Annotated in this window: 11 protein-coding genes; 4 read left to right on the top strand and 7 right to left on the bottom strand. The window is 56.6% G+C overall.

All coding sequences use genetic code 11. The features are described from left to right. Nucleotides 1-3 precede the first annotated feature (3 nt). The 5 genes from ACIOWL_RS07770 to ACIOWL_RS07750 are packed head-to-tail and all read right to left on the bottom strand — an operon-like array spanning nt 4 to nt 6,838. A complete protein-coding gene (locus ACIOWL_RS07770) occupies nt 4-834 on the bottom strand; it encodes an ATP-binding cassette domain-containing protein (protein WP_400383312.1) in 831 nt (276 codons plus the stop codon). After that, nucleotides 827-2,539, bottom strand: coding sequence for an ATP-binding cassette domain-containing protein (locus ACIOWL_RS07765; protein WP_400383310.1), 1,713 nt, complete (start codon nt 2,537-2,539; stop codon nt 827-829). The genes ACIOWL_RS07770 and ACIOWL_RS07765 overlap by 8 nt, the downstream gene beginning before the upstream one ends. Beyond that, complete coding sequence (locus ACIOWL_RS07760; RefSeq protein ID WP_400383309.1) at nt 2,536-3,477, bottom strand: ABC transporter permease; 942 nt, start codon at nt 3,475-3,477, stop codon at nt 2,536-2,538. The genes ACIOWL_RS07765 and ACIOWL_RS07760 overlap by 4 nt, the downstream gene beginning before the upstream one ends. Before the next feature lie 52 nt (nt 3,478-3,529). After that, a complete protein-coding gene (locus tag ACIOWL_RS07755) occupies nt 3,530-5,083 on the bottom strand; it encodes an ABC transporter substrate-binding protein (protein WP_400383307.1) in 1,554 nt (517 codons plus the stop codon). 27 nt (nt 5,084-5,110) lie between these two features. Beyond that, entirely contained in the window at nt 5,111-6,838 is a 1,728-nt protein-coding gene (locus tag ACIOWL_RS07750; RefSeq protein ID WP_400383305.1) for a CocE/NonD family hydrolase, read from the bottom strand. Nucleotides 6,839-7,099: 261 nt separating this feature from the next. On the opposite strand from ACIOWL_RS07750, the gene ACIOWL_RS07745 reads away from it, so the two are divergent. Next, on the top strand, nt 7,100-7,561 hold the full coding sequence (locus ACIOWL_RS07745; RefSeq protein ID WP_400383303.1) for a MarR family winged helix-turn-helix transcriptional regulator: 462 nt from the start codon (nt 7,100-7,102) through the stop codon (nt 7,559-7,561). A gap of 334 nt (nt 7,562-7,895) precedes the next feature. On the opposite strand, the gene ACIOWL_RS07740 is transcribed toward ACIOWL_RS07745, so the two are convergent. Then, a complete protein-coding gene (locus tag ACIOWL_RS07740; protein WP_400383301.1) occupies nt 7,896-8,603 on the bottom strand; it encodes a FadR/GntR family transcriptional regulator in 708 nt (235 codons plus the stop codon). A gap of 28 nt (nt 8,604-8,631) precedes the next feature. Continuing rightward, a complete protein-coding gene (locus ACIOWL_RS07735; protein ID WP_400383299.1) occupies nt 8,632-10,308 on the bottom strand; it encodes an L-lactate permease in 1,677 nt (558 codons plus the stop codon). Nucleotides 10,309-10,454: 146 nt separating this feature from the next. On the opposite strand from ACIOWL_RS07735, the gene ACIOWL_RS07730 reads away from it, so the two are divergent. Genes ACIOWL_RS07730 through ACIOWL_RS07720 form a run of 3 tightly spaced genes read left to right on the top strand, consistent with a single transcriptional unit; the run spans nt 10,455 to nt 13,317 of the window. Next, nucleotides 10,455-11,219 (top strand): (Fe-S)-binding protein, encoded by a 765-nt coding sequence (locus ACIOWL_RS07730; RefSeq protein WP_400383297.1) that lies wholly within the window; start codon nt 10,455-10,457, stop codon nt 11,217-11,219. 17 nt (nt 11,220-11,236) lie between these two features. After that, a complete protein-coding gene (locus ACIOWL_RS07725) occupies nt 11,237-12,688 on the top strand; it encodes a LutB/LldF family L-lactate oxidation iron-sulfur protein (protein WP_400384231.1) in 1,452 nt (483 codons plus the stop codon). Further along, nucleotides 12,685-13,317 (top strand): lactate utilization protein C, encoded by a 633-nt coding sequence (locus ACIOWL_RS07720; protein WP_400383295.1) that lies wholly within the window; start codon nt 12,685-12,687, stop codon nt 13,315-13,317. The genes ACIOWL_RS07725 and ACIOWL_RS07720 overlap by 4 nt, the downstream gene beginning before the upstream one ends. Nucleotides 13,318-13,394 lie beyond the last annotated feature (77 nt).

Here is a 13,394-nt window from a genome sequence, read left to right as displayed (position 1 = left end):
TGGCTAAGCGTGTTTCATGGCCAAACGAGCGTTGCGGCGTATCCGCTGCAGTGAAGGATCCGGTACCGGTGCAGCGGCGACTAGTTTCTTGGTATATGGATTCTGCGGGCTATCGCATACTGCGGCGCTCAGCCCTTCCTCCACGATGCGCCCTTGTTCCAGCACGATGACTCGATCCGCGAATGTACGCACTACCGCGAGGTCGTGTGTAATAAACAAATACGAAACGTTGAGTCCGTCTTGCAGCTCGCGCAACAGCTCCAAAACGGCGGCTTGGGTCGATACGTCGAGTGCGCTCGTTGGTTCATCGCACACAACAAGTTTCGGTTCCAATGCCAACGCTCGTGCAATGGCAATTCGCTGTCGCTGGCCACCCGAAAAATTGCCTGGGTATCGGCTAATCGTGTCCTTTGGCATGTGCACTCGATCAAGCAATTCAGCGACCCGCCGTTGGGCCTGAACACGGGTGAATTTTCCTGATGCTTCCAATGGTTCGACAAGTATCTGACCGATGGTCAACCCGGGGTTCAAAGAACCGTAAGGGTTTTGGAAAATGACCTGAAGGTCACCCGACAGTTTCCGCCGTTCTTTCTTTTTGAGGGCCAGCAGGTCCTGGCCCTGGAACTGAATTTTCCCGCTGGCCGCAGGCGTCAAACCTAAGACAGCCCTACCGATCGACGACTTGCCCGAGCCTGATTCGCCGACCAACGCCAGGGTATGGCCGGCTTCAATCTCAAATCCCACATCGTGAATCACGCGGAGAGCGGGCTTACGCCATCCGGGCCGCTGGTATTCGATGGCAAGGTTCTGAACTGACAAAAGTGGCTCAGTCATGGAGTACTCCTTGAACAAGAGTCGGTGTGTTGGCGATCAGTGTCCTCGTGTATTGCTGTGCGGGCGCATCAAAGATCTGTTCGGTTGTCCCGGACTCGACGATCTCGCCGTCTTTCATCACGTAGATCCGTTCACAGATATCGGCGACCACCCCAAGATCATGAGTCACCAGAACAATTGACATCTGTTCCGTGTCACGCAAATGCCGGAGCAGATCCAGGATTTCCGCCTGAACAGTGACATCCAACGCGGTGGTCGGCTCATCGGCAATCAGCAACCGTGGTTTTCCTGCCAATGCTATGGCAATAACTACACGTTGCAGCATGCCGCCAGACAGCTCGTGCGGGAACTTTCTCATCAGGCCGGCTGGGTCTGGAAGCTGGACCTGAGAAAGTAACTCCAGGCACCGCGCACGAACAACGTCGGTAGATCCTTTGGTGTAAAGCCGAACTACTTCACCCAGCTGGGATCCGATCGTAAATGAAGGATCCAGCGCCACCATTGGTTCTTGCGAGATCAACCCGATTTTTGCGCCGCGTATTTGTTGGAGCTCTCGCTCAGTTTTCCCAACCAACGGTTCGCCATCGATGAAGGCCTGTCCTGAGAGTACTTCTCCGTTGGATGGCAGCAGGCCCAACCAGCTCAACGAGCTGACGCTCTTTCCGCTGCCGGATTCACCGACAAGGCCAACAATTTCTCCTGAAAGAACCTCAAGATTGATGTTCTTGACCGTCGTTTTTGTTTCTCCATCCGTGGTGAATCCGATGGAGTAGTCAACTACGTTCAACCGCGCCTCAGGATTTGATGGAGCGACGTCGCCAATCACAGGTGTTTGTTTACGGAACAACGAAGCGGCTGGTTGTTTGCGGGTTTCCGAAGCCATGTCGCGCAGGCCATCACCCAAGAATCCAAAGGCAAAGGTCATGACCGCGATAATGCCACCGGTGATCAGCAGGAAGAAGCCATGCCCGGACATCACCTCAGCCGCTTCACCAACCATGGAGCCCCAGCTTGGTGCTGGTGGTTTGCTTGCAACCCCCAGGAAACCCAGCCCTGTTTGGACTGCCAGGGCTACACCACTGAAAATCGAAAGTTGCACCAGTACCGGCCCAATGATTCCAGGAACAATATGGCGAGCCATAATTCGAGAATCGGTAAGACCAGAGACTACCGCGGCATCAACATACAGTTCTCCTCTGATCGACAGAACTGCTGCTCTGACCACCCTGGTGAGGTTGGCGGATGCTAGAACACCAAGGGTGATCATGGACGCCGGCTGGCTCTGGCTAAAGACGGCCAGCACCGCGAGGATGATGATGGTGTTAGGCAGCGCCATGAACATGTCCACGACGATGCCGATGATCCTGTCGGTTGCTCCACCGACGTATCCAGCGACAACACCAAGGATTACGCCTACCACCAGGAAAACGGACAGAGCTAGCGCGACGCCCAGCAGGGCTGGTTGTCCGCCGAATAGCAGTCGGCTGTAAATGTCACGCCCGAGGCTATCTGTGCCCAGCCAGTGCTGGCTGTTTGGACTTTGCAATGTCCGGCTCAGATCCTGCTGGAGCGGATCAAAAGGCGCAATCACCGGCGCCAAAGCGACCATCAAAATGACTACAAGGATCAATGCGCTCGGTAGGCTGACAGACAGTGGAAGCTTGAAGCGCTTCCTTGCCGGCGCAACGGTTCCCACATTACTCATGAGACTCTCACCTTCGGATTCAAGACGGTATAGGCCAGATCGACCGCGATGTTGATGAATACCACCAGCAACGTGTACGTCAGGACAACTCCCTGAGTGACGGGCATATCGTGGTTGTTAATGGCGCTGACGGCCAAGGAACCCAACCCGGGCAAGGCAAAGACATTTTCCACAAAAATGGTGCCCGAAATACAATGGATCATCGTCAGGCCAACCATCGTGCTGACGGGAATTCCAGCGTTTCGCAAGGCATGCTTCCATACCAGCGAACCGCGCCCAACACCTGCTGCACGCAGGGTGCGGATGTAGTCCGTATTCAATGACGTCAGCATGCTTTCACGCGTTACTTTGGCGATGGTAGCCACGCCGTTCAGCGATAGGGCTATCCAGGGAAGCACTAGGCACAGCAGCCACGGTGAGAACCCGTAAGCCAGCGGCTCGTACCCCGTTGCAGGAAATAGCGGAATTGTCATCGCAAAGGCCGAAACCAACAGCAGGCCAAGCCAAAAATTCGGAATGGCAAAACCCACCATGGCTAGTCCGTCAAGAGCCTTGCTGAGGGCACCACCACGAACTGCGCTCCACACACCAAGCAGTATTCCAATCACTGCAGCCAGGACCACGGCACCGGCCATGAGCGCCAGGGTAACCGGCAACCGCTGAAGAATACTTGTGGTGACAGGAATGGATGTGAAAATCGAGGTTCCCATGTCGCCGTGCAACAGTCCGGCCAGATAGTCGCCGTACCGGGTAATAAAGGGTTCATCCAGCTGAAGTGACTCTCGAAGCTTCAAATATTCTGATTCTCCGGCGTTCACACCCAACAATGTCCGAGCAGGGTCTCCCGGAACCAACGCTTGCAGGACGAAAGTGACGGCTGAGACCAGAAGGATCAATGGCACAGACATCAACAGCCGTTGGCCTACGGTTTTTAGCATTTCCGCTTCCTTTCTGCGATTAGTTCGTTTGTTCTCACTGGCAGTGTCCGAGTCATTCGCTCACAAGTTCCCAGGTATCAACCGGTGAAAGTTTCGGGGTGTTTCCAAGGAATTCAACGGCGCTGACAACATCGGTGTCATAAAGGAAAATCTCGTCTGCGGAAACCACCGGCAACGTGTAGGCGTTCTCCACCAGCAATTTCATGAACTCTTTCGAGGTCGCGGCTTGGTCCTCCGCGGGCGCCTCGATCAGTTTGTTGTAGGCCTCGTCGATATCCGGATCGTCAACATTGAAGGGATTCAGCACACCACCGGGCAACCAGTTCATCTGCGTGGCCAATACCAGTGGCCGGCCGGACGAGTCCTGCTGGAAGGCCCCATGTTCTTTGGAAACCAGCTTCGATACCCATTCACCGGTATTCGTTGAGGGCTGCAAATCTAGGGTGACACCGACTTTTTTGAGTTGTTCAGACAACGCCTGAACCATCGTGGTGCTTGGTGCTTGTTGGCCCTTATAGGGAACGCTCAGCGTAAAACCATCCGCGTATCCGGCATCGGCCAGTAGTTCCTTGGCCTTCTCTACGTCATACGTGTAGTAGTCGCTGAGTTCATCATCGTAGCCCTGGCTAGAGTCTCCTGGGACCGCTGGCTGGGATTCTGCGCGCCCGTACTCGCCGTACGCGGCAGTGGCAATTGCCGCGCGGTCTACCGCATAGTTGAGCGCTTGGCGCACCCTTGGATCAGCCAATTCCGGCGCCAAGGTTCCATCGCGATCTGCGAAATACAGCCCATTCCAGAACGTCGGCTGGGAAGTTACCCCAATATTTTCGACATCCTTAACTTCACCCATGATCGAGTTGTCGCCCTGCATCACGTCAATCTGACCCGATTTGAGCGCCTGAACCTGTGACGTCAGGTTAGGGATCACGCGGATGGTTACCTTCTCAAAATCCACGTCGTCGTGTTTGTAGTAGTTCGGATTAGCGACAAACACATAGCGGTCACCGCTAATCGTCGCCGCCGTATCCAGAGCGTATGGTCCGGCACCAAAGGTCGATGCGTTCAGGGCATCGGTGTTCTCCAAACCTGCCGGTGAAATCACTCCGCCGCCCATGTACTTTGGAGTCAGCAAAGTAGGCAGCAAAGGATTCGGTTCTGGGCTGGTGATGGTGAAATTTAGATCGTCTTCAACTGCCAGAGTCAGATCCTTGAAATAGACACTCGACGGTCCGGAACCTGTTTTGAAATACTCGATCGAATCAACCACATTCTGCGCGGTCATTGGCGTGCCGTCGGCAAACTTAAGACCTTCTTGCAAAGTGACCTTGATCTGTTTGTTGCTCTCATCCGTAAAATCCCACGACGTTGCCAAGCCGGGAGCTAATTCCCCTGCATCGTCCAACGTCAAGAGCGACGCGTAAGCCAGATCGACGAACCACGCTGAGGCGTTTCCATTGGCCGCAACCGCAGGATCTAGACCGACTGGTTCGCTGCTTACCGCAAGCGTTAGTTCAGCATTGCTTGATGCCTGGGGACTTCCGCCACAGCTTGTCAGGGCAAATAACCCAATGACAGCTGGTGCAAGAAATTTGTGTAGTTTGCTCATGTTGCTTGTCTCCTTTGACCAGCGCTGCTACAGAGCAGCTCGCGAAATAGCTTCGTCAGAAATGATTGGAAGGTGCACCACACACTGCGACTTCCCAACGTGCACCTGCTGCTGGGCTGGCTCGCTCTCATCGCTTTCATACGTGGTTTTCCCGGTGTTCGGGTTTGCATCCCAGCGAGGCCAATTGCTTGAGGTGATGTCTACGCGTAACTTGTGGCCGGGTGCGAAGGTGTATGCGGTTCCCAACAGATCCACAGATATTTGAATTTTCTCCCCTGCTTGAACCAGCTGAGGTTGAGTCCCTCGGTACCGTGCATCCTCGGTGAACATGTTCCGGGCCGATAGCCGTTGGATGCCATCGGCCACAAGAATTGAACGGCCGTCGGGACCCAGGTCGCACAGTTTCACCACGAAATCCGTATCGGGAGCAGAGGTTGATACACAAAGATCAACCGAGAGGTTCCCGAGCACATGCACCTCGGAGTCCAAGACATCGCTGCTGAACGACAAGATATCTTCGCGGGAATCTAACGACGACTGGTCAACCGGCCCAACCCGAAATTCGGGCGGAAGCAATACTGGTCCGCCAAGGGTGGGAACGGGGTTCTTCGGGTCATACTCATAGGTCATGACGTCTTCACGAATGGATTGGTCGATGCTGAGTGTTCCGTCTGGTTGCAAATACCATTCCTGAGTTTTTGATTCTTCTGGCGGGTAAGTTTCGAATCCGAGCCATTGATTACGACCCATCAGGAAAAGTTTCACGGGGTGCTCGGCATCCAGTTTGTTTTCCTCGCCTTTAAGCGTTGCATCGAACCAGTCCACAATCTGTTGAGTCATCGAACCGATGTTTCCAGGAAGAGCGGCCTTGGCTTGTGGCCCGAAGGTGAGGTCGCCTAAACGATCCGAACTCTCACGGTGGGACCAAGGCCCGACGATGAGATGTGGAGATTTTTTGCCTAGACGAGCAGCCGATTCTGCCAGCCCCTGGTACTGCGCCAACGTTGATCCGAGGAAACAGTCGAACCAACCTCCGTAGTTGAGAACTGCGATATCCGTGAGCAGATCATACTTTCCGGCAGTTCGCCCCAATGAACGCCAGGGTTCACCGGGTTCCTGACCAAAAATCCGGCTGACCTCCGAGATGAACCCGTCTTCTACTTCATGGATTTTGGAGAAGGGGCGCAACTCGTAGATCTGCTTGGAGTCGAAAAGCTCCTGGTTGCGAGCATAAAGTCCTACCAGCTCTTCACCTGAAGCATCAGGCTGGGCTCGTCGAAATTCTTCAAAGGCGATGGAGGATTGTCCCCAACCCAGTCGACTGGCAAATTCTTGAGCACCCCCGCGCATGGTGAATCCGTTGAACTGCGAGTGAGATGGAGAGTTGATCGGAATGATCGAACTGATCTCACCCGGAGCTCCTTGAACGGCACTCCACTGTGCTTCAGCCGCGTAGGATGATCCCCACATCCCGACGGTTCCGTTTGATTGCTCAAGAGTACGGGACCAGCGAACCGTATCTGCGCCGTCCTCGATCTCGTTGACCGATGGTTCGAAAACTCCTTCTGAACCGTACCGTCCACGTACATCCTGAAATACCAGGATGTAGCCAGCCTGCACGACATCCATGACATTCACGTCACGCAGTAGCGGCCTGCGGTTCCTGCTGTAGGGATGACGAAGGATGATCACCGGGTAGGTTCCAGCATCTGCTGGTGAATAGACGTCCGCCGCCAACTCGATACCGTCTCGCATCGGTACCCTTACGTCGATTTGTACGTTCACAGTCTTGATGTCCAATGATTCCTCCGAAGGGACGAGTGAAAATGTGCGGTGCGCCACACGACTTTCAATCATGGTATTCTGCAATCATTGAATCTTGCAAGTATTTCACGAACGGAATTTTCCACTCGTTCGTTTGCGACCAAGGGGCTGCCCCGCGCACCGAGACATTTATCTTCGTGGAATACTTAGCTGATAGGGAGGAACGTTGTGAATCATCACCAAGAGAACTTGATGCTCAAAGAAGCCGGCTTAGCTACAGAAGTCGGATTCGTCATTTCGCGCGCAAAAACACAGATCTTGAAACAAGTCGACAAGACCTTAGAAAATTTCGATTTCTCTAAACATCACTACGCAGTGCTCGCTCTCGCCTGCGCCGCCGAGGCACCTTCACAACGCGAAATTGCTACCTACATGCGTTTGGACCCGAGCCGTATGGTGAAGATCCTCGACGAGCTGGAAGAACGAAAACTCGTACGCCGCCAACGTTCAGAACATGACCGGCGTGCGTGGACCATCAATGCAACGGAAGCAGGCCGAAAACTACGGACCGAGGCCGCTGACTCATTGCAACAGCTTAATGACTACCTTCTAGGCCATCTACCAGAGCCGCAACGCGAGCTCCTGATAGGCGCGCTTCTCCACCTGGCTGAAATCGACATTCCGGTACCCCAGGAGCCAGTCAGCGTTCAATAAGCAGTAAGACAAGAGAGCGCCAGCAACCACTCAACGTTGACCGGAGCTCATTTCGCTTAGGCGATGCCTATCGCACGAGAACAACGTCGCACTCCGAATCAAAAAGACCATGCGACCACGCAACATCTGCGATTCCACCCTCGGCCTTTGCCTCGATCCGAGACGGCTCGCACGAAATTCAACTGCAGAGTACTCCAACTTTTATGCCAGATTCTTTGAAAGTGCCTGAACCACGCACCCTCGCATGGCCGCAAAGCGTGCATTTAGCGTAGTGGCCAGTTAAAGACATTCGAGCCGCCCACCAAAAAGGTGAGCGGCTCGAACGTCGGCCGTTTTAGCGGGTCTGTGAATAGAACCAGTTAATATGCTCCTCGAGCAGTTGGGCTGCTCGCTCGCGCTGGTCGGTAGCAAACGCATGATGGATTGCCTTGTGCTGGCGACGCAACGTGCGCACAATCGGCTGCCAGGATTCGTCATCCGGAATCGAGGCGGATACATAGTCGCTGATCGAATTGCGCAGCGACTCCATCATCGATTCAACCACTGCGTTTCCGGCGGTGGACGCCAACAGCACGTGGAACTCCGCATCAATCCGGTGGAACTCGTCTCGTGAAAGCTGCGGGTCATCCATACGCATGATCAGCACCGCGGTTCGGTCAATGACCTGCTGCGCATACACGGTGTCACGCGGATGCATCTGCGCGGCCCAGGTTTCAAGCAGAATTCGTGATTCCACAATCTCACGCACGCTGATTCCCTTGGCCGCCACATGCAAACGCAGTGCTTGGGAGATACCGGCGGAAGGTTCGGAAATGATCACCGCACCGGAGTTCGGCCCCGAACCGGTGGAGGTACGAACAATACCCATCACGTCGAGAATGCGGATTGCGTCGCGTACCGAGGCACGGGAGAGCCCGTGCTTTTCGGCCAAGGCCCTCTCACCGGGGAGCTGGTCGCCCAGCGCGAGGAGCCCTGACCGCAGGTCGTTCTCAATTGACTGAAGAACAACCTGGTACGCGCGCGGAGCTGGATTCACTGACATCAAGACCTCATTTTAGCCTGATTTCAGGCTATGGAAGCATCCAGGAGAGTACCGGCGTGGACTGCAGGTAAACCAAAACACACAGCACCAGCAGCATTCCCACGGACCACCCGGCAACTTTCTTCAGGATGACCGATTCTTTGCCTTCCATCTTGACCGCGGTCGCGGCAATCGCAAGGTTCTGCGGGGAAATCAACTTGCCGACCACACCACCGGAGGTATTGGCGGCCACAAGCAGTGTTGGATCGATTCCGGCATTGATGCCGGCGGTCTGCTGCAGTTTGGCAAACAGTGCGTTGGCTGAGGTATCCGAGCCAGTTACTGCGGTGCCGATCCAGCCCAGGATTGGTGACAGGAAGGCGAATGCCGAACCCGCACCGGCAAGCCAGGTACCAATGGTGATGGTCTGCCCGGACAGGTTCATGACGTAGGCCAGACCCAGGACCGACAGGATGGTCAGGGCGGCGTAACGCATGTTGTACACGGTGCGTCCCACCTCGGACATCCCGCGACCAAAGGTCATTCTGTACTTTCCGCCGCCATCATTCAGCGAATAAACCAACGCAACGATGGTGCCGGTGATCAACAGCAGGGTGCCAGGCGAGGAGAGCCAGGAGAAGTTATAGATGGTTGAGGAGACGGCTTTGCCTTCGGCATCAACCACTACACCGTAAAGACCTGGCCAGCCGGACTTGATGTCGGTGCTGGCAAGCCAGGCAGGAATGTCGATTCCCAGCTTCCACAACTTGGCCACACCGAAGATCACAATGACCAGCAGGTACGGGAACAGCGCCATCCAGGTGTTGGAAGGGTTCAGCTTCTTGCCGTGCTCCATCGGCTGGGCGGCGGCTTCAGGAGTCAATACCCGAACGCGTGCTTCCTCGGCACCCTTCGGGGTCCAGAAACGCAACAGGATCACTGCGGCGGCCAAACCAACCAGCGAGGCAACGATGTCGGTCAGTTCGTAGGAGAAGTACGTGGCGCACAACCACTGCGCCACGGCGAAGGAGAAACCGATGAACAAGGTTGCCGGCAAGGTCTGGCGCATCCCGCGCCAGCCGTCAATCACCAGAACCAGGATGGAGGGAACAAACAACGCCAGGATGGGTGACTGGTGGCCGACCACCGCACCGATTTCCGCTGCGGGGATTCCGGTCAGTGCACCGGCGGTGGTGATGGGAATGGCCACGGCGCCAAAGGCCACCGGTGCGGTATTGGCAATGAGCACGGCGCAGGCCGCGCGCAGCGGTGACAGGCCAAGGGCCAGCAGCATGGTGGCGGTGATGGCCACCGGCGCACCGAATCCGGCCAGGGCTTCAAGCAGTCCGCCGAAGCAGAAGGCAATCAGCACCGCCTGGATACGCACGTCTCCGCCGCCAATGACGTCGAAAACACGGCGCAGGTCTTCAAATCGACCGGAGACCACGGTGACTTGGTAGAGGAAGATCGCCATAACAACGATCCAGACAATCGGGAAGGCACCGAACACCATGCCCATGAGGCCGGAGTTCAGGGCCAATCCCACCGGCATATGCCAGCCAAGGATGGCGACGAGGATTGCAACCGCCAGCGAGCCAAGACCCGCGACGTGAGCTTTGGTTTTGACAACCGCAAGAAGTATGAAAAACGTCAGCAATGGTACGAGTGCGACCAGAGCCGAGATGGCTACGCTGCCAGCTACGGGATCCGTTGAGGGGGTAAACACGGTGTGGGCGTCCTTACTTGTGATGGTCTGACCATACGTGGTCAGACCACCCAGTGTACGACGTGAGAGCTGTCACATCAAATATTGACTATTGCGGAGAAACGGGCATACTATGGTCAGACCACACTTCGAAAGAGTTATTTAGTATGCGGATCGCTCTCTTTGCCACATGCATTGTCGATGCTATGTACCCCGAAACAGCCAAGTCCACGGTGAAAATCCTGGAACGATTGGGCCATGAGGTCATTTTCCCCAAGGCTCAGGCCTGCTGTGGGCAAATGCACATGAACTCCGGATACATGCCAGAGGCCTTGCCAGTGGTTGAAAACCATATCAATGCCTTTGACACCGACGACTACGACGTTGCGGTGGCCCCGTCGGGCTCCTGCGTCGCCTCGGTGAAACACCAGCACCCCTACCTGGCCCAGCGCCTGGGCAAACCAGAACTGAAGGAACGTGCGGTAGCCGTCGGCAAACGCACCTACGAGCTTTCACAGTTGCTGGTTGACGTCCTGGGAATCACCAACGCCGCCGAACAGCTCGGCAGCTACTTCCCCGAGACCATCACCTACCACCCGTCCTGCCACGGCATGCGCTCGCTGAAGCTCGGTGACCGCCAGCTTGACCTGCTCAAGACCGTGGGCGGGGTGACCGTGAACGAACTGCCCGAGGCAGATCAGTGCTGCGGTTTCGGCGGCACCTTCTCCATCAAGAACTCGGATGTCTCCACGGCCATGCTCGAAGACAAGATGAAAAACATCTGCTCCACCGGTGCCTCGGCCTGCTCCGGCGGCGACGCTTCCTGCCTGATGCACATCGGAGGCGGGCTGTCCCGCACCGGCGCCAAACCCAAAACCCTGCACCTCGCCGATATTCTGGCCAGCACCATGGAAGAGACGGTGACCCTGTGACCCAGGTATTCCTCGGCATGCCAGCGGCCGGACTTGGCAACCTCTTTGAGCAAGAGCCATTCCCCAAAGCCGCGCACCGCGAGCTGGGAAACACCCAGCTGCGTAAAAACCTGCGCCACGCGACCCACACGATCCGCGACAAGCGCCTGCGGGTCGTCGGGGAACTCCCGGACTGGGAAGAGCTGCGTGACGCTGGCAGCGCCATCAAGAACTACTCGATGATCAACTTGGAAGAGCGCCTGCTGGAGTTCGAGAAGAACTTCACGGCCCGCGGCGGGGTGGTCCACTGGGCCCGTGACGCTGATGAAGCGAACAAGATCGTCACCGATCTGATCAAGGACACCGGCTCCACCGAGGTGGTCAAGGTCAAGTCCATGGCGACCCAGGAAATCGGCCTCAATGAGCACCTGGAGACCCAGGGTATTGAAGCCTTTGAAACCGACCTCGCGGAACTGATTGTCCAGCTGGGCAACGACAAACCAAGCCACATCCTGGTCCCGGCCATCCACAAAAACCGCACCGAGGTGCGCGACATCTTCCTGAGCGAAATGCCGGTGGTTGACCCGAACCTGACCGATGAGCCGGCCAAGCTGGCCGAGGCCGCCCGCAAGCACCTGCGCAAAAAGTTTTTGGCAGCCAAGGTTGCCATCTCCGGGGCGAACTTCGCGCTGGCTGACACCGGAACCCTGGGTGTGGTGGAGTCCGAGGGCAACGGGCGTATGTGCTTGACCCTTCCCGAAACCCTGATCACCGTGATGGGTATCGAGAAAGTCCTGCCCAAGTGGGAGGACATCGAGGTCTTTATGCAGTTGCTGCCGCGTTCCTCCACCGGTGAGCGGATGAACCCGTACACTTCGCTGTGGACCGGTGTCACCGAAGATGATGGACCGCAGAATGTGCACATCGTGCTGCTGGATAACGGCCGCTCGCGGGTATTGGCCGACAAGTTCGGCCGTTCGGCACTGAACTGCATCCGTTGCTCGGCCTGCATGAACGTGTGCCCGGTCTACGAGCGCACCGGTGGCCATGCCTATGGCTCAACCTACCCGGGTCCCATCGGCGCCATCCTTTCACCGTTGATGACCGGCATCGAAGCAGAGGACAACGGCTCCCTGCCCTATGCGTCTTCGCTGTGCGGCGCCTGCTACGAGGCCTGCCCGGTCAAGATCAACATTCCTGAAATCCTGGTGCACCTGCGCGGGGATGACGTGGATGCGAACCGCGACAAACACAAGATCCCCACCCAGATGGATCTGCTGATGAAGGGCGGTTCCTGGGCCTTGGGCAAGGGCCGGAACCTGGCCCTGCTGGAAAAGGCTCTGCCCGTGGGACGACTGGCCGCCGGCAAGAGTAAAAAGATCAAAAAGCTTCCGGGGATCGCCGCCGGCTGGACCGCCAGCCGCGATATCCCTGCCCCGCCGAATAAGTCATTCCGCGACTGGTGGAGCGACGAAAAGGAATCCAAGTGAGCGCCAAAAACGAAATCCTCGGACGTATTCGTTCGGCCCTGGCCGATGCCCCGGCGGCCGAGGACATCCCGCGTGAATACCGCACCAGCTCTCAGATGAGTGAAGCTGAACTCATCGAGATGCTGGTTGACCGCCTGATCGATTACAAGGCCGGTGTGGACGTCATTGACGCCTCGCAGGTTTCCCAGGTCGTGGCTGCCAAGCTGGGTCAGGCCTCCTCCGTGGTGTACCCGCATGGGCTTGACACCGGATGGTTGTCCTCGCTGCCCAAGGGTATTGCCCGGCATATCGACGAGCCTGGAACCCGCCTGAGTGTTGCCGAACTTGATGCAACCAGCGCCGTGGTGACGTCTTCCGCGGTATCGATCGCCGAGTCCGGCACCATCATCTTGGACGGTGAACTAGATCAGGGGCGCCGTGCCATCTCACTGGTGCCCGACCATCATGTGTGCATCGTGCCGGTCTCCACGATTGTGCAGCTGCTTCCCGAAGCCATGCCTCGTCTGACAGTGACCCGCCCGCTGACCTGGATTTCGGGGCCTTCGGCAACCAGTGATATCGAGCTGGAACGTGTTGAGGGTGTCCACGGCCCACGTGTCCTGGATGTGCTGCTGGTCCGCGGACTGTAATTCCGGCACCGGCAATTCTTGTCTGCATAGAAGGCTCAGCCCCGCACTCCCCCTTCGGGGAAGGTGCGGGGCTGAGC

Source organism: Glutamicibacter sp. NPDC087344 (assembly GCF_044744225.1).
Classification (GTDB): Bacteria; Actinomycetota; Actinomycetes; order Actinomycetales; family Micrococcaceae; genus Glutamicibacter.
Note: the sequence above shows the minus strand (reverse complement) of the source record. Positions and strands in the feature narration are given on the sequence as shown.

What these genes read in the sequence shown, in the direction of transcription:
- ACIOWL_RS07770 (WP_400383312.1), bottom strand. Translation starts at nt 834, where the DNA reads ATGACTGAGCCACTTTTGTCAGTTCAGAACCTTGCCATCGAATACCAG.
- ACIOWL_RS07765 (WP_400383310.1), bottom strand. Translation starts at nt 2,539, where the DNA reads ATGAGTAATGTGGGAACCGTTGCGCCGGCAAGGAAGCGCTTCAAGCTT.
- ACIOWL_RS07760 (WP_400383309.1), bottom strand. Translation starts at nt 3,477, where the DNA reads ATGCTAAAAACCGTAGGCCAACGGCTGTTGATGTCTGTGCCATTGATC.
- ACIOWL_RS07755 (WP_400383307.1), bottom strand. Translation starts at nt 5,083, where the DNA reads ATGAGCAAACTACACAAATTTCTTGCACCAGCTGTCATTGGGTTATTT.
- ACIOWL_RS07750 (WP_400383305.1), bottom strand. Translation starts at nt 6,838, where the DNA reads ATGCGAGACGGTATCGAGTTGGCGGCGGACGTCTATTCACCAGCAGAT.
- ACIOWL_RS07745 (WP_400383303.1), top strand. Translation starts at nt 7,100, where the DNA reads ATGCTCAAAGAAGCCGGCTTAGCTACAGAAGTCGGATTCGTCATTTCG.
- ACIOWL_RS07740 (WP_400383301.1), bottom strand. Translation starts at nt 8,603, where the DNA reads ATGTCAGTGAATCCAGCTCCGCGCGCGTACCAGGTTGTTCTTCAGTCA.
- ACIOWL_RS07730 (WP_400383297.1), top strand. Translation starts at nt 10,455, where the DNA reads ATGCGGATCGCTCTCTTTGCCACATGCATTGTCGATGCTATGTACCCC.
- ACIOWL_RS07725 (WP_400384231.1), top strand. Translation starts at nt 11,237, where the DNA reads ATGCCAGCGGCCGGACTTGGCAACCTCTTTGAGCAAGAGCCATTCCCC.